Origin of the sequence: Photobacterium damselae subsp. damselae, assembly GCF_038086725.1 — a bacterium.
Classification (GTDB): Bacteria; Pseudomonadota; Gammaproteobacteria; order Enterobacterales; family Vibrionaceae; genus Photobacterium; species Photobacterium damselae.
The window spans coordinates 2,442,325-2,463,922 of sequence record NZ_CP146970.1; the positions used below are offsets into that span (position 1 = coordinate 2,442,325).

Consider the following 21,598-nt stretch of genomic DNA (forward strand, 5'->3'; position numbering starts at 1 on the left):
AGGTGCTAAGGTTTTGCTCTTGCTCTTCCTAAAAACCTTCTTTTCCTGCTCTTCCCTCTCTGCCTTCCTAGCCCTTTCTTTCTATCTTACAACGCCCTTAAATCCGTAAAGCGGTTCACACCTTCCGTCAGATCATTGAAACCTGAAATAGTAGGTAGTAACTGACGAACAACACGGTTCCAACGAGCAATTGGTGCGGCGGTTACATACACCACATCGTATGGTTCTAATTCGAATTCAGTACCAATCACTAATGCTGCGGCATCTTTAATATTAAGTTGGTAAATGTTAGCAATTGACTCATCTTGATTCATATTGCCTTTGCTATCGCGATTAGCACGAATAACAAATACCCCAGTTGCATCAGCTTCAAGTTCATTAATGCCACCAACTGAGCTTAATGCTTCGGTTAGGCTCATACCAGCACGATCAATTTTCAATAACTGAGGCTTGTTCACTTCACCCATCACAAACACTTTTTGTGCATCATTGCGAGGAACGTGAATGATATCGCCATCTTGCATTAAGCGGTTTTGAGTTAAATCACCACGTTGCATTAATGCGTACAGAGAAACAGTTTGGTCTTTACCATCGCGAGTAATAGTGACATGACGCCAATCTGCATCTTCAGCTAAGCCGCCAGCTTTATTGACCGCATCTAATAGAGTTAGAGGAATATTAGAGATAGGTTGTTGGCCTGGATTTTTAACTTCACCAGTAACGTAAGCTTTTTGAGAGCGGAACGCAGCAACGTTAACATCAACTTGAGGGCTTTCAATGTAAGCAGCTAAACGGCGGGCAATTTCACTGCGCACTTCCATAACGGTTTTGCCTACTACTTTTACCGAGCCAATGTATGGGTAAAAGATAGTACCATCAGCCTGAACCCAATTACCCGCTTCAGAAGCACTACGGTAAGAGCCAGCAGGAATGGTCAGTTCAGGATGATCCCAAATAGTAATATTTAAGATATCACCAGGACCTATACGATATTCATAACCTGCAATTTTAGCATCTAACGCAGGATTATTTTGAGCATTCACTTTTTTCTGACGAAATTTTGCCACATTATCCGCATACAGAGGATAAACATTCACTAAGTCAGAAATATCTGTTTGCTGAGTGGCTGAAGTATTAATCACTTTTTTGCCATCTACACTCAAATTTGAGCCAGGCATAGTACAACCTACCAGCATGGTCGAAGCCAATGCAGTAATGAGTAGTTTTTTTGAAAATTCCATGTTGTCGATTCGAGATGAGTAGATAGATGAAAGCGTGAAAAACGAAGAGACACGCAACTAGGTGCATTTGGAATTTAGATACGCTACCGCCCAGAGGTTAGATAGCGCCCCCAATGCTAGAAATGTTGGCAGGCGAAACATCCGTATTGATGTGGACAGTTCCTTTGCCATAAATTGTCACTCAGTCATCATGTCCATTTGTATAGTTAACCATTCCAATAGGTTAGCTGGATCACAATCACTATAAAAATTTTGCAGGCATTCTACTTAATTCCTAAATAAAAATAAATAAAATTCTACGCTCAACTATTCATATATATTTAGATATAAATGATCGACAACTTATTGTTTTTATAAAAGCACTTCGTTGTATGAATAAAAACGGATTATGCATAACAGCCCTTACATCAGTTTTTGAGATCAAGGTCACAATATCAGTTTTTATATTTATCACAGCATAGAATTTCATATCCTGATTCGAACAATATTTCGTATAGTACAAATATGTGTAACTCACTAAGAGAGTTGATTTTCTGCTCTCTTTTTCCTATTTAGTAAAGGATATATCATGAAAAAAACAGCTATCGTTGCTATTGCTGCACTATTTGCTTCATCTGCATTCGCTGCAACTGAAACTGCGGGTACAGCAGCAGGTACAGCAGGTGCAACAACTGCAGCCGCTGGTGCAACAACTGCAGTTGTAGTAGGTGCAGCAACAGCAGTAGCCGCAATCGCAGCCGCTTCTTCTGATTCAAATGACACTATCTCAAACACAACAGTAACTGCTAACAAGTAATTATTGTGGTATTTGCATAACTATTATTGTTTTTTACTCAGGCAATAATAGAATCTTTAACCGCACTCTCGCTAAGAAGTGCGGTTATTTTGTTTTATCGATTAATTTTTCTGGCAATTTGGATGCTTATGAACGTTAACAAATTGGTTCTGCCTGTTGCACTACTGCTATTAAGTGGATGTAGTCAACGCGCAAATGATGCCAACGATACTGTAAAGCTGGCAATGTTTGGCACCCCAGATGTGGTAAAAACAGCCCAAGAAATTAAACAATTACCTTATGCCAGCACCTATGTTCGCATTGGTGATCATAGCCAAATTTTTATGGTTCTTGCATTAGCAGAAACCAAATATCTTCCCGCTTCACGCCAACTAACAACGAATATTGCTAATCCATTACAATTAAAATGGATGTCGAGCGACAACGGTATGTTGGTGACAGAAAATGGCCGCATTGTAAAAACGCTAAACTTACAAGATGGCAATCTACTCTCTAGTGACAGTAAACAAACTGATCCTCTGCTATTGGGCTTGCAAAAATCCACGACGCCACTCACTTGGCAACGGACTATTAGTTGGCAACCAGGCTATCATATGGGGTATCACCTATCTTCAACTTTTCATAATGATGGCATACAGTTAGTTGATATTAATGGCCAACAAGTGAAAGCATTGCAGTTTTCAGAAACGGTTAAAGTCAAAGAGCTAGATCGCAGCTATCAAAATACTTTTTGGTTAGACCCGATTAATGGCAAGGTCATCAAAAGTCAGCAATATCCAGCTCCTGGCATGCCTCTTATCACCATGACCATTTTAAAACCTTTTGCGTAACTTAAGAGAGTCAATAATGAATATCACCAAAAACCCTCTATCTTCGTTATGCAAAATAGCCGTTCTTGTTGCGCTAATTACATCAAACAATGTATTGGCAAAGACAGAAATTAGCCCCGCCGATAATCCATCACAACAAGCGGCCCTTGCAGTTGAACTGCTCACCAGTAACAGTAATACCCCCATCACTTTGAGCTATTCTTCACCAGTAAGATTAGATCACGTTATTCATGATGGTTGGCAGCAATTTACCATTCAGCATCCCAATCAGATGCCTTACTGGTTAGGTAGTGATTTGGTTGAATTGCGTTCGCCAAAAAATAAAACTTATACATTGTCGCTGCTCAATACTCTGGCGCTTGATCAAGACAACCCTTATGCATTACGTCAAAGTGCAAAACATTTAAGTGCTTGGCTAAATCAAAATGTGGTACATCGCCGTTTATGGCAGAACCTTGATTATGACTTTGTTCGTTTAAACATTGCCAATAATCCACAGTTACAGGGAGCTTATCAGCTTGTACTGCCAACAACACCGAATAAGGTATTGGTTGTAGGAGCCGTTGACACTCCAACAGAAGTGATGTGGCAACCGCGAATCTCAGCGGCTGAACTGCTGACTCAGGTGAATGTGATTGATGAACACAACCGTAGCCAAATAACAGTAATTCAACCAGATGGTCAAATAGAGACCCACTCTATCGCATATTGGAACCAAAACCATAAAGATATCGCCCCGGGTGCAACTCTCTATGTTCACTATGAGCAAGCCTTTAATCTCCATCGCGAACTCAACCAATTTGTAATTCAATTGCTACAAAATAGGACGCTGTAATGACACTCTCTTCCCGCTTAACTGCTGGCTCTATGATGCGTCCGGCTTTTGCTTTATCCACCATTACAGTGGCATTGCTATCTAGCTTTACCGCCCAAGCTGATAATTTTAGTTATCCAGAACTGAAACACTCACAAAGTGACTTCGGTGGTGTAGGTCTATTACAGATGCCTACTTCGCGTATGAATCCTGAAGGTGAGTTTACCTTTGGTACTACCTATAACGACGATTACCATCACTACTGGGTATCACTTCAGCTATTTCCTTGGCTTGAAACCACCATTCGCTATACCCAAGTACAAGATATGCTCTACAGCGGCGATGAAGCTTTTAGTGGTAACACCAAATATACCGATAAAGGGATCGACTTTAAGCTTCGTCTATTAAATGAAAGTTATTGGTTGCCTGAAGTCTCGGTTGGTGTTCGCGATTTTGGTGGTACAGGTCTATTTGATGGTGAGTTTATTGCGGCTAACAAACAATTTGGTCCATTAGATTTCACATTAGGTATGGGTTGGGGCTACATAGGTCAGCGTGGCAATATCACCAACCCATTTTGTAAGGTCAGTGATTCGTTCTGTCAGCGCCCTTCTGACTATAAAGGTAATGGTGGCAGTTTTGATACAGGTCGTTGGTTTAAAGGCCCAGCCTCTATTTATGGCGGTGTGGAATACCAAACCCCATTTGCACCACTACGCCTAAAACTGGAATACGATGGCAACGACTATAGCCAAGATTTCCCAGTTACTCGTGGTGGCAAGTCTATGACACAAGCAACACCGTGGAACTTTGGCGCACATTATCAGTTAACCGATTGGGCTGATGCAAAGCTAAGTTATGAACGCGGTAATACGCTAACACTGGGCTTGAGTTTAAATACCAACTTTAATGATCTTAAAGCTAGCTGGTTAGACGAACCGGAACCAAAAGCCAATACAAGTCAAAATCCAAAGCAATTAACCAAAGAAGAGTGGAATACATTAGCTCAACAGATCGAATCGGTATCTGGTTATCAAGATCCAGCGATTTATCAGTCTGATTCGGTTATTACGGTTGTTGCGGAGCAGAAAAAATACCGCAACCGTGATGAAGCACACCAACGTATCACAACCTTGCTAGCAAATTCTGCCCCTACTGTGGATGAATACCGAATTATTGAGACCAAAAATCGTCAGCCCGTGATTGAACATATCTACGAGCGCGATGATGTCGTTACCGTTGCCAACAATTTAGATATTCATAAAGACGTTGCCGATATTACTCAAGTGGCTACACCAGGAAAAGTGGTTGGTAAGTCTGTGGCCGATAGCCAAGATAACTGGGATTTCGGTTTATCACCAGTTTTACAACAATCTTTTGGCGCATCAGAAGGCTTCTATCTATTTAATATCGGGGTTAATGCCTCTGCTAACTACTGGTTTAATGACAACCTTCAATTAGGTGGCTCGGTTTACGTTAATATTTACGATACTTATGACAAGTTTAAATATGAAACGCCACCAGATGGTACCGATAACATTCGTGTTCGAACTTTAATTCGTCAGTATGTTAATGATAATCCCGTGTATGCAAATAACTTGCAGCTGACTTGGATGGATAAATTTGCCAATAACTGGTACGCCCAAGCTTATGGTGGTTATCTAGAAATGATGTATGGCGGCGTTGGCGGTGAGGTGTTATATCGCCCTATGAATTCAAACTGGGCATTTGGTGCTGATCTTAACTACGTAAAACAGCGCGATCCTAATTCACAATTTGGTTTCTATACCAAAGAAGTTCAGTACGATGAACACTTAGGCCGCAATTACCGAGTTCAGACAGGTACTGCAGTCGGTAATATCACTGCTTATTACCAGCCTCAGTGGCAATGGTTAGAAAACACCCTATTTAAAGTCAGTGCAGGTCGTTATCTGGCGGAAGATGTCGGTGTGACCATTGATTTCTCGAAGCAATTTGATAGCGGTATTATCGCCGGTGCATTTGCAACCATTACAGATATGTCAACCGAAGAGTATGGTGAAGGCAGTTATACCAAAGGTTTCTATATTTCGATTCCGTTTGATTTAATGACCGTTCGACCAAGCACAGAGCGTGCGAGTATTTCTTGGATGCCTCTAACTCGTGATGGTGGTCAAATGCTAAATCGTAAATACTCACTTTATGGTTTAACCGATGCACGCTCACCATGGTATGAACGAGCACCATTAAATTAATCATAATTTGTGCTGTATTTATGTCATAGCATTACTGAAAGAGTCGCTGATTGTACTCGGGGAGAGCCTAGATATATAACGTTATATATAAGTCTCGATTATCGATTGCGACTCTATCGTATACTAAACACTTTGTTATTTTATTACTAATAACATACCAAATAAGTATACAGTATATCTATTCAGATTTTTACGAGTAGATATATGCTAAACTATCGGTTTATTGAAAGTTTTCGGTAAAAAAACACAATATAATTGCGTCAATTACTCATAATCATGTATCATTGACACAATTGTGCGAGCTGTTGAAAGTTATAAGCACAATATAATAACAGTTCTATTACACACTTAGGAATATGGACAAATTACAATGAAAAAGAGCTTAATGATTCTTCCTCTTGCTCTGCTAGTTTCAGCAGCAGCAAACGCAGCAACTGATAACCCATTCTACGCTGGTGCTCGCATCGGTAACGCTATCTACGATACAGACCACAAAGGTCCAAACGTTGATGATGCAAACCTAGCTGGCGGTGCTTTCCTTGGTTACCAAATTGCTCCTTGGTTCGCAGTAGAAGCAGGTTACACTCACCTAGGTTCAACTACAATCAAAGGTACTGATGCTAAGTTCCGTACTCAAGGCGCTGACATCGTAGGTAAATACTCTTACGCTATCAACGACAAGATCGACGTATTCGGTAAGCTAGGTGCTTACTACTACGACGTTCACACTAAGAACCTAGCGGACGCTAAAGAGCACGGTTGGGCTGGTACTGCAGGCGTTGGTGCTGAGTACTACCTAACTAACAACCTATCAACTGCTGTTGAATACCAATACTACAACGATGTAGCTGGTGCAGACATCCACTTCGCTGGTGTTTCTCTAGCTTACCACTGGGGCGCTCCAGCACCAGTAGTTGCAGAACCTGTATACGTTGATCAAGTATCTGTTGAAACTCTAGAAGAGCTAAAACTGGCTGTTCCTTTCGCATTCGACAGCACTGAACTATCTGCTGGCGACCGTTCTAAACTAGCTCCTTTCGAGCAACGTCTACAAGCACAAGATGCAGCTCAAATCTACGTTGTTGGTTACACTGACAGCCGTGGTTCTGAAGCTTACAACCAGAAGCTATCTGTTAAGCGTGCTGACGCTGTAGCTGAAGCTCTACGTAGCGTAATGAACGTTGACGGTTCTCGCATCATCGCTGAAGGCCGTGGCGAATCAAACCCTGTAGCATCTAACGATACTGCAGAAGGTCGCGCTCAAAACCGTCGTGTAGAGATCATCTCTCCATCAATCGACGTTGAAACTGTAACTCAAGTAGAGCAAGCTGCTGAGTAATAACAGTTTGTTCTTAGGTACTAGGTACTAGGTACTAGGTACTAAAAGAATAATCGATAGAAGCAGTCAGGCTAATAGTCTGGCTGCTTTTTTTATGGGATTGAATCAGAGAAGCGAGTGGCGAGTGGCGAGTGGCGAGTGGCGAGTGGCGAGTGGCGAGTGGCGAGTGGCGAGTGGCGAGAAATCTTAATTAAATATTTATATCGTTCAAGTGCTTTGTTGTTGCTTCTTATAACTCAAAATTTCAGTTTCTATTTTTTCCTCGATATTCGTAACTCAAGTTCTCGTTAAGTCATTTAAATACCACAATACTGTCTTCCTTAGTCCACTCTCGAAGCTTTCTTTAGGAACCCAACCTAATTCAGCTTGAATCTTTGTTGCATCAATCGCATAGCGAATATCGTGACCTGATCGATCTGAAATATGCGTAATAAGATCTTTAAAAGAAGTAATATTTTCTGGCTTATTAGGCACAAGATCGTCTAGCAAAGAACAGATTACTTTAACTACTTCAATATTCGTTTTTTCACAATGACCACCAATATTATAAGTTTCTCCTACCCGACCTTTAATTAGAACGCGATAAAGGGCATCGACATGATCTTCAACATACAACCAATCACGGATCTGTAAACCATCACCATAAATTGGTAGAAGATCTCCCGATAAGGCATTTGCTATCATACAAGGTATTAGTTTTTCTTGATGCTGATAAGGGCCATAATTATTTGAGCAATTGGTAATAAGAATGGGTAAACCATAAGTACGGGACCAAGCACGCAACAAATGATCGCTTGCTGCTTTTGATGCAGAATAAGGACTTGATGGACGATAAGGAGAAAATTCTGTAAACGCTGATTCGTTGTAACTTAAATCACCATAAACTTCATCAGTTGAAATATGATGAAACCGAAACTGTTTTTGCAAATCTTTGCCAAGGGAGTTCCAATATGCTCGTGCAGATTCTAACAATTGGTAAGTACCAATAATATTGGTGGCTATAAAATCATCAGAACTATCAATTGAGCGATCTACATGACTCTCAGCTACAAAATGCATGATCGCATTAGGTTGATATTTATCGAAAATCCTGTCTAAGGCTTTCTTGTCACAAATATCGACTTGCTTAAAAATATACCGTGTATTAGTAACTACATTTGTTAATGCTGATAAATTTGCAGCGTAAGTCAACTTATCAATGTTGATCACTGTATGATAAGTATTCGAGATCAAGTATCGAATCATAGCTGAACCAATAAAACCCGCTCCCCCCGTAATTAAAATATTCACAATGTCATCACTATAAGCCCAAAGTCATGTACTAATTTTATCTATAATCTAGAAAATTAGCGACTTTAGGATATAAAAAAACCGCTATCAAATGACAGCGGTTTTATGTATGGCTACAGCAGAAACATCATTTTGCACCAAAACCTGTCAGCATAGTGCGGATTGTTTTAAATACGATATTAATATCTAACCAGAAAGATAAGTTCTTAATATAGTATAAGTCATAAGCAAGCTTTTCGGTTGTTGACTCTGTATCATCAGTATAGCCTTGAACAACTTGGGCCCAGCCAGTAATGCCAGGTTTTACCATATGACGATAGCCATAAAATGGGATTTCTTGCTCAAACTGTTTTACAAAACTGTCTTGCTCTGGTCGCGGTCCAATTAATGACATATCACCTTTCAGCACATTGAAAAACTGAGGTAATTCATCAATGCGAACTTTACGAATGACCTTACCCACTTTTGTAACACGAGCCTGCTCTTGTGTTGCAAATTTGTCTTCAGCATCTGCAGCTTTAACTGTCATGCTGCGGAACTTGTAGATACGGAAAACCTTACCACCTTGGCCAACTCGTTCTTGAATAAACATTGCCGGACCTGGATTTTCAAGTTTAATCAATAACGCAGTAATCGCCATAATAGGCAATGTAACCGGGAAAGATAAGATGATAATTAAAGATTCCCAAATTCGCTTGAAGGTCATATATAACGGATTTGGTAATAGAGTACCAATAGCATTTTCAGATAAATGACGCGTTTGTACTTTACCTTCTAACATCTCTTTGATGCTATCAGCATGGAAAACTGAAATATTTGCCAAACTACAGTCTGCAATAAACTTCTCAGATTCAGCTGTCAGATTTTTATGTAAATCGACGACCAAGCTGCCTTTAACATTGGCAATACTATATGGTTGAGATAATTCATTGAAATGAATTTTTGGGTTATGTTTTAATTCTGAAGCATCAAAATTAGGTAAAGCTGATAATGTTAAATATTGGCTGTCTTGTCGAATAAGCGCAGTAACATAAAACCAAACGAACGAAATTATGCTTGCATTGATCAGAGCACTACGTGAATAATCAATACGAGTCATGAAAACAAGAGCCATCGTTAGGATAAAAACCGTTACCACTACAGGTAAAATATAGTATTTACGCTCAACCAATAGGTATGAGGTGATTTTGGGTAACACAGCTGCAATCACTAAGTAACATGCCACAGACAGCCATAACGTATTGACCACTGTATCTGGCATGCTTTTGTAGCCATAACCAGCAAAGATATAAGTCAAGCATGTAACCAACACTAGACCTATGCTATGACAGATGTATGAATTATAAATTAGTTTTTTCATTTGATTGCTATAGAGTCTGAACCGAATTTATTATGCTAACAAGCATCTAACCTATTGTAAATAATTACAAAAACTTATAGTTATAATTACTTACTCTTTTTTACACCCAAGTATGCATAATTAATAAAATAATATAAGCTATCTTTGAATGTTAATTTCTCTATCTCTCGATATAAACGCCACTGATATTTTGCGGCTGTAAATTTGTTTGATGAGACACTATTGGATTGCACTGCAAGATAATCAGCAAGAACATCATCCATTCCCCATGCATAATCCACTTTTTTTAATATTTTCAACCACAATCCTAAATCTTGACGCTTAGAAATATTAGGCATATAAACCTTACCTAGCTTCTCAGTATCATAAATAGCAGTTAAACATCCAATGCGATTACTCTTAAGCATGTCTTTATAAGTTACTTTTGTTATCGGTTTATAAGCACCTAAAAAGTTGCCTTCAGAGTCCATTCGATTATATGCCGTGTAAGAGAGCTCAACCTCATTCACTTGCATAAAAGCAATTTGTTTTTCAAGTTTATTTTGGTGCCATGTATCATCACTATCTAGAAACGCAATATAACGTCCTTGAGCATTTTCAATAGCAATATTACGAGCTATCGCAGGTCCTGCGTTCCAACTGCGTTCAACTAACTTTATTCTTGAATCTTTCTCTGAGAAAGCTCGAATAATCTCACAAGAGTTATCAGAAGAATTATCATCAACAATAATCATCTCCCAATCATTAAACGATTGAGATATAACAGAATTAATTGTTTCTTCAATGGTATTTGCACAGTTATATGAAGGTGTTATAACTGAAACTAAAGGCTTACAACTCATTACTTTTCTCAACAATTTTCAATGTCTTATTATAGTCTAGTGTTTAAATTGTTCATAAAAAAGATCTAAACACATTACCCCAAGCTTTATTTTTCATAATAATTTTTGCTTTCTTAATTAAAAAAGCCAGATAATAGACATGTCCCTTTAGACCACCTGTTGCAGCTTTAAACATTTCTAACTTTGCTTTCAACTTGTTAGGCGTTGAATAAAAATCTTGCCCAGATGAAATTAATGGGTGATATGTACAAACTGTTCGTGACTTTAACACCTTTTGTCCAGCTAGAAGTAAATTACATGTAAATATATACTCTTCACCGGATGGAAAATCAGTACCGAGTCCAAATTTTTCATTAAAACGAAGGTTACTACATAATCTACGGTTAATGATCATATCAATTGAAGAGACATTGGCGGCAGATACATCATTTAGAACTTGATATTTTTCACCTGGAAGAAATTCTACATCTTCATGATGATGTGAAACAACATACATACCATGGTCTGGATATGTTTCAACAAGATGATTGAAATGAGAATTCGCCCGATCATGAATTAAAACGTCATCATCCATAATCCATACATAATCAGCTTTTGCATGCTCCAGCGCTAGGTTTCTACTTTTTGATAACCCCTTCTCATAGGATGCTACATATCGAACATTAGAAGGAAGTTTAGAAGTCAAGTTTGAATAATCTTGACCATTAGTAATTTGATGGACCACAAGATAATCGTAATCATCACGAAAGGTAATATTGTAAATACCATCATTTAATGTAGATACCGCAATTTCTAGGTTGTGCATTTCACTACTCTTTTAGATTGATTGTCATCACTTAGACCTAAAACCGCTAAAATAAAGAACAATAAACTTAAAGCACCTTCTATTTGAGCTAAGGCAACAAAAGATAACAACATTACTAATAATAATTTTCTATAGCCTGAGTTAATAGCCAAAGATAAATACCCAAGTAACAATAGTGTACCGCCAATTATTCCTCTTTGGAAAAATTTAATAAAAATCGGAGTAGAATCAGCATTAAACTCAGCATTAGGGCCAAATCCAAACAGCGCATTAATTAAACTCCCATTCTTAACAGCATCTAGGTAAAAGCTAAATGCACCAGATCTATTATTACCAACGAATCCTCTATCCGGATCATAAGATAAACGATAGAGAATCAATTCATATAATTGGTTAAATAAAAGGAGAAAAATCATAGTACATAAACATAATAATAATATATTTCTCGTTTTAAACCAATTAAACGTCAATATAATAAGAATTACTAATATTATGTAGAAAAGTGCTGAAAATGATAACATTCCAGATATTAAAAATATAGATATCCTTAATATTGATACTCGTCTTTCTTTTTCTATTTTAAAGAAAACATACTCAATGCACAAAAGAAATATCAAATATAATCCAAATGTACCTGGTTCCCAAAATACACTTGCAAAACGAGTAAAACCGAAAGGCAAATGAATCCATGACGGATAATATGCTATCCCATACAAACTAGCATAACCTAATTTTTTGGCGTGGTCTGGAGCAACAACTAATCCAGTCGGATCAATAATATTTAAATAATTACAAATATAAGCTACAAGACCCAAAAAGCAAATAATTGCAATTACATTAAGATACCACTTAACTGTTAATAATATATTTTTTTGGACAGTACTAAAATAGCTATTAAAGAGAGTAATAAATGAATATCCGTTGGATATATAACATCACCGATAGATATAGAGTCATTCAATTTTGATATATTTATTACACATAAAGATAATGTGAAAAATATAACTGCATATTTTCTCTCATTTGACAAACATAAAACCTTCTTATAATTATCTAAAATAATAAGAAAGTTACACACATTCGCCAACAACAAAGCATATGGTATTAAACTATAAATAGACAATATCATAAACTTTGTCGATAAAAGTAAAGAGATAAGTAATAAAATACTATTTAACATTTTTTAAAACTTTTAAGACAAAGTACATCAATTGTATTATTGTATCCAATTTAACCTTTTTATTGAAAATAACATTTCTCATAAAATAGCATCTATTTTTATTGTAAAGATAATAATTAATCAAATTATCTTTATCTAGTACTTTATTGTTAAGAACATGATATTCTAAAGCTCTAACCATAGATAATTTTTGTTGATACTCATTTTTTCTTGATATACTCGAAGATAAAATACGATAATTCAACAATATATCTTTCAAATTTATCAATTTATATTTTTTACTTAACCGTAACCAAAGCTCATAATCTTCTGCATGAATATAGTCTTTATCGTAATAAAGATCTTCCCCTACAAGTTTTTTATTAATCATTACAGAAGGATGACAAAATGGAGAACCAAAGACCTTAATTGCATCATTAATTATATATTTGTCTGAAAGAATTCTTTTTCCAATTATATTCCCATTTTCATCAATATAATTATAGCTTGTTCCAACAACTGCAACATCAGGATTACTATTAAGATAAGATAATTGTATCTCAAATCTTTTAGGTTCACATACATCATCAGCATCTATTCTAGCTATTATATTATATTTAGATTCACGAACACCTTCATTTAAAGTGTAAATCAATCCTCTATTATCACGAGAAATAATTCTAATTCGATTATCAACATTAGCATAGCCATATAATATTTTAAGACTTGAATCAGTAGAGCCATCATCTATACATATCAGTTCAAAATCACTAATTGTTTGATTTAAGATACTATCAATCGTTTTATTCAGATATAACTCTGCATTATAAACAGGAAGAATTACACTAATCATAATATATTAGCCTTGTTAGTCACATATTTCTTAGCAAGATATAAGCAAGGAAATAAAAATAGAAGTTGTACAAATGATGCAAAATAAAATAAGTTATCACCCATATTAAAATGATAGCATACAACAATCACAATAGGTGTTAATAAGTAATTAACAATAGTGATTTTATATAATGGTTCATCCTGATATGTTCGCAAATAAATAAGAATAAACTCATGACATAGTATAATAAATCTTAATACAATCACGGACATTAGAATATAATTATTTAAAAATCGAGTTTCTAATTCACCACCATACCAATTTAGCGCGACATAAAATATGGCAGTAATTACAATAAAACCACAGCAACCTAATAAAACAGAGTCTTTTAATATATCAATTGTTTGATCAATCTTTTTTTCACAAATCAATCTTGTCATATTCGATCTCTTTGTCTGTAAAAAAGAAATCATTGCGATAGCAATTGCTCCAATTACTGCATTTGTTGCCCCATATTGTCCAGCATAATTACTTCCGACAAATTTAAAGAAATATATTGAATAAAAGTTCCAATAAAAGTACCCCGCAATCCAAACTAATGATAACTTATATTGAAATTTAAATAATTTCTTCCCACATGCCTTGACTGTTATAAATGGTATACTAATAAAAGATATATATATATGTTTATAATTAGTATTTAGTAAAGAAAATACAACTAAAAATAATCCGATCTGACCAAATGCTAAAGCATATAACCCCGCTCCCATAAATAAAGATAGAAGTAAAAATACAGCATATGCAACTCCAGATAACAATTTAACAAAATATACTTTCTCTGGGTTTACTTTACCTTCCTCTATGATTAAACATATATTATTGAATATATTCATACAAATGAATAATGAATATAACAGCCATGGATATAACCATTGTGATGTATTAAGTGAACTAAAAACCCATAACGAATAAATAAGCATAGCGAAAAACAAAAAGAAAGCTGTAGTCATAAAAAATACAGCTCCTAGTTTCACATAACTTTGAAAATGCTTTTTTTCACTAATTCCTGATAATGTTTGAACAAGAGCGGTACTTACACCAAGTTCAAAAACCCATTGTATTGCGGCAATCGAAATAAATGTATAATAAATACCCTGCTCATCTAATGATAATTTAGTTGTAATTAATAGAATTGATAAGGGTCCAACTAACAACCTTAAAAACAAAGAAATAATTGAATATATTGCAGACCTATGTTTTTTTAAAATATCCAATGTAATTCCTACTTACTATTTCTTTCGAAAGATAACGAAAGTGCTACCAAAAACAAACCCCAAGAAAATTCCAAGGATAACAATCAACGATCGTTTAGGAGCCTCACGATTAACTGGCTCTGATGGTTTTTTATTATATTTAATTAGCTCTAGGTTATTATTTGTAATCTTTATTTTCTTTAATAAATCAAGAGCATTTAGCATTAATTTTAAATTAGGATCAAAAACAGCATAATTTTTAATATTGCCAAGTACTTTTTCTTGCTCTGTTAGACCGCTTATACCAATATCAATAGGAAACATCTGATTATTAGAATTCAGTTCACTAATTGGCTTTCGAACATCTGCAGCTTTAGCAATCATAAGTGCATATTGAGTTTTTTCCTTTTCCAAATTAATCTTATTGACAACATTATTTTTTGCTAATTCTATCTTTGAATTATAATCAACAGTATAATTAGTTATAATAGATTTTATTGTATGCGTTATTTCTTGATTACTAATTCCTTGAATATAAGAAATATAATCCGTAAGTAGTTTATAACTATCTTTACTTGTATTTGCTAAAAATGATAGCTTATATTGTTGTTTGGCATTATCAATTTTTTTGACATTTATATATTTAGTCCATTCTTCAATATTTTTTTGTGTACGTTCAATTTTATCTTTAATAAAAATATTTTTAACTAAATTGTTACTTTCAATAAAACTTACTTTATTATCATAAGAATCAAATTCGTTAATAAATAAGTTCAAAGCATGTGAAGGTGATAACATTTTTTCCAATTCAGGATCTTTCTCATCTCCTAACACAGCAGCAAGATTAGAAACCTCTATTCTAACAGGAGAAAATGTTTGATAATTTGTTTCTGTTATGTAAGCTGTTGAGCTCCACCATTGTTTTGCATAAAATGAGTATATTAAAGCAACAAGTGTCAAAATAATCGTTGTTATTGCGATCTCTTTTTTTCCTGACCATATTAGGTTCAAGACTTCTCTTAAATCACCACCATCTGAAACATTCACATCACGATAAGAATTAGAATTCATATGTTATATAACCTTTTCCTACGCTACCGCCCTTGGGATCTGCTATAAACCCACAAAGCAAATTGTTAAACTGTTAAATTTTATTACTTAGTTCTACTTTGTAACTTATTCCAAAAATTACAAATCAATTGATAATCTGATGGATTCAGTTCAGATTTAGCACTTTCAATACTGCTAGAAATTTTAATTAATATATCATTTACCGAGGTTAAGCCATGCGACTCACACTCAGCCGCTGCAAGCGAGATATGCCCACGAAGATAGCCACCAGCAAACAACTCATCATCAGTTGCGGTATCGATAGAATCATCAATATATTGTAACAACTTTTCTTCAAACTCTTGAATAGTCATTAATTCTTTTCCTAAACTTATCTATGCATACGCTTCTAGGCGCTTTGGCTCTGGAAAATCTACCAACGTCAAAGGTGCAACGTTGTAAAACTCTCGAAAGATATCTGATAGTATTTTAGCGCGCTCTGGCATGCCATGCTGTAAGTAAGCATCCACTTGTTCACGCACTTTTAAGGTGAATGCTACTCTATCAGGCTCAAAACGTCCGCTTAAGTTGTCGCAGCTTACTTGAAAGGGAAAACCGCAACTTGCTGATAGAATCCACTCAACGGCCTGAGGTTTAACTTCTACTTTTTCAAATTCCGCTTGAATCTGCTCAGTACGCCCATCCGGTTCATACCAATAACCATAATCTTCAAGTAAGCGTCGCTCAGGGCCTGCAATACACCAATGTGCTAGTTCATGCATTGCTGATGCGAAATAGCCACGAGCAAAAATAATTTGGTGATGTTCTCTCTCTTCATTGGCAGGAAGATAGATGGGTTCGTCACCACCAAGTAGTAATTCAGTGTTGAGACTGTTTAAAAAAGTTTGATTAAAAAGTCTAATCAAATCATGGTAATCGTGCTGCATGTTACAACTTTACTTATATCTTTTTATTCGTTTAATCGATGGATTATACAGATATTTTACTTATCTATCGACATATCAACATGTAAGTATGTGCTATAGATGTCAAAAATACGTCAAGAGCCTCTTCTCTAGATTTTGCCTAAAACTAATATCTGCTCTAGCTTTTCCCTTTTTTCCTAAAAACCCCCTTCTCATCTTCTCACTATCTCGTCCTCTCACTATCTCGTCCTCTCGCATCCCCAATATTTCACCTAAACCGAATCTCTGCTCTAGCTTTTCCCTTTTTTCCTAAAAACCGCTTTTCCCTCGCTCTTTATCACCCATGAATCAAATTCATGCATAAAGCCTAACTATTTCATTAGATGTCGATTTTCTTCACAAATAGAATAAAAGCAGGACTTAAAACTAACCTTGGTGTTAACTCAACTCATGCTTTTATCAATTTTGTACATCATCGGTATTACAGCAGAAGCCATGACAGGTGCTATTGCTGCGGGTAAGCGTAACATGGACTGGTTTGGTGTTATGTTAGTAGCCAGTGCTACAGCGATTGGCGGTGGCTCTGTGCGTGATATTTTACTTGGCCACTACCCTTTAGGTTGGGTTGCACATCCTCAATATTTAGTCATCACCTGTTTGGCCGGCTTATTAACAACCGTAATGGCAAAATGGGTCGTTCGTTTTCATAAACTGTTTATTATTTTAGATGCTATCGGTTTGATAGTGTTTAGCATTATCGGTTGCCGTGTGGCGATGAATATGGGATTACCTGCGATTATTTGTGTGGTCGCTGCGGTTGTAACCGGTGTTTTTGGCGGGATGCTGCGTGATTTGATTTGTCGTCGCCAACCAATGGTCCTTCACAAAGAGCTTTACGCTTCGGTTTCTCTTATTGCTGGCGTTATCTATTGGGCAATGCTGCATTTTGGTATTGATCAAGATTTAACGATCATTGTTACCTTGGTTGTCGGTTTCACCATGCGTATGGCTGCGGTTCAGTATAGTTGGTCTCTTCCTGTATTTAGTTTTGAGGATGAGAGTGAGCGAGTAGCGAGTAGCGAGTAGCGAGTAGCGAGTAGCGAGTAGCGAGTAGCGAGTAGCGAGTAGCGAGTAGCGAGATTTTCGACATACTTAGTTTGATGTCAATATATTCTTTCTCGAAACTCGCCAACCCGAAATCTCTTAATCTCGTAATCTCGTAAGCTAGTTAATCTCCGGCGTCTCCGTCACTACTCCAAAGTTCTGTGCTCGATGACGCAGTAGATGATCCATCAAAGTAATGGCTAACATCGCCTCGGCAATCGGTACTGCTCGAATACCTACACAAGGATCATGACGACCTTTGGTGATCACCTCAGCGCTTTCGCCTTGTTTCGTGATTGTCTCACCCGGTACGGTAATGCTTGAGGTCGGTTTAAGGGCAATGTGCGCCACAATATCTTGACCGGAAGAAATTCCCCCTAAAACACCGCCAGCATGATTGGTCTTAAACCCTTGAGGTGTCATCTCATCGCGGTGTTCACTACCACGCTGTTCAACCACATCAAAACCATCACCAATTTCAACCCCTTTTACTGCGTTGATGCTCATTAATGAGTGAGCAATATCTGCATCTAAACGGTCAAAAACAGGCTCACCTAACCCCACAGGTACGTTTTTTGCCACTACAGTAAGCTTGGCTCCAATGGAATCGCCTTCTTTTTTCAATTGGCGGATCAGCTCATCAAAAGCGTCTACTTTATCGACATCAGGACAGAAAAAAGCATTTTGCTCAATTTGCTGCCAATCAACTTTATCAATTGAGACATCCCCCATTTGTGAGAGATAAGCACGTACTTCAATACCATGCACCTGTTTTAAGTATTTCTTTGCTACTGCTCCTGCTGCAACACGCATTGCAGTTTCACGCGCAGAAGAACGACCGCCACCACGATAATCGCGAATGCCATACTTTTGATGATAGGTGTAATCGGCATGGCCTGGTCGAAATAGGTCTTGAATATTTGAATAGTCTTTAGAGCGCTGGTCGGTATTTTCGATCAATAAACCAATTGAAGTTCCTGTGGTTTTGCCCTCAAACACACCTGAGAGAATTTTAACTTCATCAGCTTCACGACGCTGGGTGGTATATTTTGATGTTCCCGGACGACGACGATCTAGGTCATGCTGCATATCAGATTCGGTGAGTTCTAAGCCTGGAGGACAGCCATCAATGATACATCCAAGTGCAACTCCATGACTTTCACCGAAGGTGGTGACTCGAAAAACTTGTCCAATTGTATTGCCTGCCATGACTTCCCCTGTAATTGTCGTCTGCTTTCTGCATTTTTGATTTGGTCGTTATCTATAGTGCAAAGATGAAGGGGAAAAGGCAAGGGGGTTTTAGGGAGGAGAAGGAAGAAAAGGAAAAGGAAAAGAAGGAAGAGAAGGAAGAGAAGGAAGAGAAGGAAGAGAAGGAAGAGAAGGAAGAGAAGGAAGAGAAGGAAGAGAATAACAGCTTAATGGATCCTGTAAATAAAGACCTTGTAAATAATTCTGTGTAACTGCCTGTCTTTCCCCTGCTTCTCCCCAAATCCCTTTTTTCCTGCTCTTTCCCTTCCCTAAATCCCTTTTTTACCGCTCTTCCCCTTCTCTTCCCCCATTAAATCATTATGCAGCAGCTAACTCACGCTCAGCTTTTGCTTTACGGTATTTCTTAAGAGAGACCGCAACCAATGCTGTTACAACTGCGCCAGTTGCCATACAGATTAGAGCAAGAACAGGTTTGTTCATCGCACCTAATAGAGCAACCACTGGACCACCGTGTGCTACGCTGTTGGTGATACCGAATGAGAATGCCATAACCGCAGCAACCATACTACCGATAACGTTCGCAGGAATAACAGATAGAGGATCTTGCGCGGCAAATGGGATAGCACCTTCAGAGATACCAACAAGACCCATAGCACCTGCTGCTTTACCCGCTTCAATTTCAGAATCTTCAAAGATATTTAGCTTACGACCAATAACGGTTGCGATACCCATACCCAAAGGAGCAACTGGAATTGCACATGCCATTGCACCCATAAATTGCGTTTGACCACTTGCAATCATACCAACAGAGAATAGGAACGCGACCTTGTTAAATGGACCACCCATATCAAAGCCAGCCATACCACCAAGAACGATGCCCAGTAGCACAACGTTACCAGTACTCATCTCAGTTAGCATTGCGTTCATGTTATCCATCAAGCTCGCAATTGGCGCACCAATAACAAAGATAAATAGACCAGCAATAAACAGAGTACCCGTAATTGGGGCAATCAAAATAGGCACTAACGGCTGTACCATTTTGTGATAATTACGCGTTGCGACCCAGCGAACAAAGTAACCGACCAACAGACCAGCAACAATGGCACCGATAAAGCCCGTACCAGCACTTGCATCGTAAAATGAACCCGTGTTTGCAATCCAACCACCGATAAAACCAGGAGCTAACGCAGGACGATCACCAATGGCAAATGCGATATAACCTGCCAGAATTGGAATCATCAACTGGAAGGCTACCACACCCACATCCAGTACTTTCTGCCACATACTACCTGCTGGGATCTGCATACCAGCATCGGTTGGTTGACCACCAATAGCCAGAGAAAGCGCGATCAACAGACCACCGGTTACCACAAATGGGATCATGTGAGATACGCCATTCATCAAGTAACGATAAAGATTTGAGCGTGTTTGTGCGACTTTACTCTCGCTTGAATCTGATGTGTCATCACCATCAGCTTCAAACGGTTTTGCAACTAATGCTTGTTGAATAACACCTTTACCATCTTTGATTGGCGCTTTAACACCAGTTTTAATCAGCTTTTTACCAGCAAAACGAGCCATATCAACTTGTTTATCACAGCTAACAACAATCGCTTCTGCACGGGCAATTTCTTCGGCTGTTGGTGAGTTTTTCACCCCGATGGAACCGTTAGTTTCCACTTTTACTTCGTAGCCTAACTCAGCACCTGCTTTTTCTAGCGCTTCAGCCGCCAAATAAGTGTGAGCAACGCCGGCAGGACAACCTGTCACACCAATGATTAAGCCTTTATTTTGCTCAACGGCAACCACTTCTTTTTTATCAGCTAATAGAAGATTTAGTGCTTCTTCAGGTGTATTTGCCGCTAAGAAAGCATCAATAAAACCGTCTTCAATCAATTTAGAAGAAAGCTCAGCTAATACTTCAATGTGGTGATTTGCGCCACCATCAGGAGAGGCGATCATGAAAAAGAGTTTTGATGGCAAACCGTCTTCTGCACCGTACTCAATACCTTGGCGACTCACACCAATGGCAACTGCAGGCGATGCTACTGCGGCACTTTTTGCGTGAGGCAGTGCAACCCCTTCTTCAAAGCCGGTATTACCTAACTCTTCGCGAGCATAGATATCGGCAATAAATTGTTCTTTGTCTGCCACTTTACCTTGTTGAGTCAGCATCTCTGCCATCTCAGCAAAAACTTGATCTTTAGTGGTCGCTTGTAGGTCGAGATTTATCAGTTTCTCGTTGATTAAGGTGGTTATCATATCCAATCCCCTGTTATTTTTGTCCGCTATTGCGCTTGGGAATATTGTCGGATTTTATCAACGGAATAAGTAGTGCAGAAAAGAGGCTTTAACTGGAAATTTGTATCACACTAACTCTTGTGTGATCCATTTCTCATTGCAAGCTCGATAAGTAACACAAAGCATATTATTCACATAAACCACTATAAATCATATAGATAAAAACAAAACACAGCTTATACAGACTCTTTTATCAATAGTGCATTTATC

General features: G+C 37.6%; 20 protein-coding genes. 7 read left to right on the forward strand and 13 right to left on the reverse strand.

What is annotated here, in order from left to right:
* Positions 1-86: 86 nt before the first annotated feature.
* Positions 87-1,241 carry a polysaccharide export protein gene (locus WAX86_RS10825; protein WP_341488794.1) on the reverse strand — a complete coding sequence of 385 codons (1,155 nt, stop codon included), beginning with the start codon at positions 1,239-1,241 and terminating at the stop codon, positions 87-89.
* A gap of 568 nt (positions 1,242-1,809) precedes the next feature.
* On the opposite strand from WAX86_RS10825, the gene WAX86_RS10830 reads away from it, so the two are divergent.
* The 5 genes from WAX86_RS10830 to WAX86_RS10850 all read left to right on the forward strand — a co-directional run bounded on the left by WAX86_RS10830 (position 1,810) and on the right by WAX86_RS10850 (position 7,254).
* Entirely contained in the window at positions 1,810-2,037 is a 228-nt protein-coding gene (locus WAX86_RS10830; protein ID WP_005298179.1) for a hypothetical protein, read from the forward strand.
* Between the two features lie 128 nt (positions 2,038-2,165).
* Positions 2,166-2,867, forward strand: a complete 702-nt coding sequence (locus WAX86_RS10835; protein WP_106223742.1) for a YjbF family lipoprotein — start codon at positions 2,166-2,168, stop codon at positions 2,865-2,867.
* 16 nt (positions 2,868-2,883) lie between these two features.
* Entirely contained in the window at positions 2,884-3,702 is an 819-nt protein-coding gene (locus WAX86_RS10840) for a capsule biosynthesis GfcC family protein (protein WP_341488795.1), read from the forward strand.
* Complete coding sequence (locus WAX86_RS10845) at positions 3,702-5,915, forward strand: YjbH domain-containing protein (protein ID WP_341488796.1); 2,214 nt, start codon at positions 3,702-3,704, stop codon at positions 5,913-5,915. The genes WAX86_RS10840 and WAX86_RS10845 overlap by 1 nt, the downstream gene beginning before the upstream one ends.
* Positions 5,916-6,285: 370 nt before the next feature.
* A complete protein-coding gene (locus WAX86_RS10850; RefSeq protein WP_341488797.1) occupies positions 6,286-7,254 on the forward strand; it encodes an OmpA family protein in 969 nt (322 codons plus the stop codon).
* A gap of 276 nt (positions 7,255-7,530) precedes the next feature.
* On the opposite strand, the gene rfbB is transcribed toward WAX86_RS10850, so the two are convergent.
* The 10 genes from rfbB to WAX86_RS10900 all read right to left on the reverse strand — a co-directional run bounded on the left by rfbB (position 7,531) and on the right by WAX86_RS10900 (position 16,795).
* Positions 7,531-8,544 (reverse strand): dTDP-glucose 4,6-dehydratase, encoded by a 1,014-nt coding sequence (gene rfbB, locus WAX86_RS10855; RefSeq protein WP_341488798.1) that lies wholly within the window; start codon positions 8,542-8,544, stop codon positions 7,531-7,533.
* A 127-nt stretch (positions 8,545-8,671) separates the two neighbouring features.
* The gene (locus tag WAX86_RS10860) at positions 8,672-9,904 is read right to left on the reverse strand and encodes an exopolysaccharide biosynthesis polyprenyl glycosylphosphotransferase (protein ID WP_341488799.1); all 1,233 of its coding nucleotides are present in this window, start codon (positions 9,902-9,904) and stop codon (positions 8,672-8,674) included.
* Between the two features lie 86 nt (positions 9,905-9,990).
* Entirely contained in the window at positions 9,991-10,746 is a 756-nt protein-coding gene (locus WAX86_RS10865; protein ID WP_158135136.1) for a glycosyltransferase family 2 protein, read from the reverse strand.
* A 52-nt stretch (positions 10,747-10,798) separates the two neighbouring features.
* Positions 10,799-11,551, reverse strand: coding sequence for a glycosyltransferase family A protein (locus WAX86_RS10870; RefSeq protein ID WP_341488800.1), 753 nt, complete (start codon positions 11,549-11,551; stop codon positions 10,799-10,801).
* Positions 11,539-12,366 (reverse strand): hypothetical protein, encoded by an 828-nt coding sequence (locus tag WAX86_RS10875; RefSeq protein ID WP_341488801.1) that lies wholly within the window; start codon positions 12,364-12,366, stop codon positions 11,539-11,541. The genes WAX86_RS10870 and WAX86_RS10875 overlap by 13 nt, the downstream gene beginning before the upstream one ends.
* 354 nt (positions 12,367-12,720) lie before the next feature.
* Entirely contained in the window at positions 12,721-13,563 is an 843-nt protein-coding gene (locus tag WAX86_RS10880) for a glycosyltransferase (RefSeq protein WP_341488802.1), read from the reverse strand.
* The gene (locus tag WAX86_RS10885; protein ID WP_341488803.1) at positions 13,560-14,819 is read right to left on the reverse strand and encodes a hypothetical protein; all 1,260 of its coding nucleotides are present in this window, start codon (positions 14,817-14,819) and stop codon (positions 13,560-13,562) included. The genes WAX86_RS10880 and WAX86_RS10885 overlap by 4 nt, the downstream gene beginning before the upstream one ends.
* Before the next feature lie 15 nt (positions 14,820-14,834).
* Positions 14,835-15,869, reverse strand: a complete 1,035-nt coding sequence (locus WAX86_RS10890; RefSeq protein ID WP_341488804.1) for a Wzz/FepE/Etk N-terminal domain-containing protein — start codon at positions 15,867-15,869, stop codon at positions 14,835-14,837.
* An 83-nt stretch (positions 15,870-15,952) separates the two neighbouring features.
* Complete coding sequence (locus WAX86_RS10895) at positions 15,953-16,222, reverse strand: YfcL family protein (RefSeq protein ID WP_341488805.1); 270 nt, start codon at positions 16,220-16,222, stop codon at positions 15,953-15,955.
* 21 nt (positions 16,223-16,243) lie between these two features.
* Entirely contained in the window at positions 16,244-16,795 is a 552-nt protein-coding gene (locus WAX86_RS10900) for an elongation factor P hydroxylase (RefSeq protein ID WP_341488806.1), read from the reverse strand.
* 429 nt (positions 16,796-17,224) lie between these two features.
* Between WAX86_RS10900 and WAX86_RS10905 the strand changes: the two genes are divergently transcribed.
* Positions 17,225-17,860, forward strand: coding sequence for a trimeric intracellular cation channel family protein (locus tag WAX86_RS10905; protein ID WP_005298157.1), 636 nt, complete (start codon positions 17,225-17,227; stop codon positions 17,858-17,860).
* A gap of 138 nt (positions 17,861-17,998) precedes the next feature.
* Here the strand turns inward: WAX86_RS10905 and aroC are convergent, their stop codons facing one another.
* Positions 17,999-19,087 carry a chorismate synthase gene (aroC, locus tag WAX86_RS10910; RefSeq protein ID WP_106262073.1) on the reverse strand — a complete coding sequence of 363 codons (1,089 nt, stop codon included), beginning with the start codon at positions 19,085-19,087 and terminating at the stop codon, positions 17,999-18,001.
* 65 nt (positions 19,088-19,152) lie between these two features.
* Between aroC and WAX86_RS10915 the strand changes: the two genes are divergently transcribed.
* Positions 19,153-19,338: a hypothetical protein gene (locus WAX86_RS10915; protein WP_341488807.1), complete on the forward strand. Its 186-nt coding sequence runs from the start codon at positions 19,153-19,155 to the stop codon at positions 19,336-19,338.
* 106 nt (positions 19,339-19,444) lie between these two features.
* Here the strand turns inward: WAX86_RS10915 and WAX86_RS10920 are convergent, their stop codons facing one another.
* Positions 19,445-21,349, reverse strand: coding sequence for a fructose-specific PTS transporter subunit EIIC (locus WAX86_RS10920; RefSeq protein ID WP_341488808.1), 1,905 nt, complete (start codon positions 21,347-21,349; stop codon positions 19,445-19,447).
* Between the last annotated feature and the right edge of the window lie 249 nt (positions 21,350-21,598).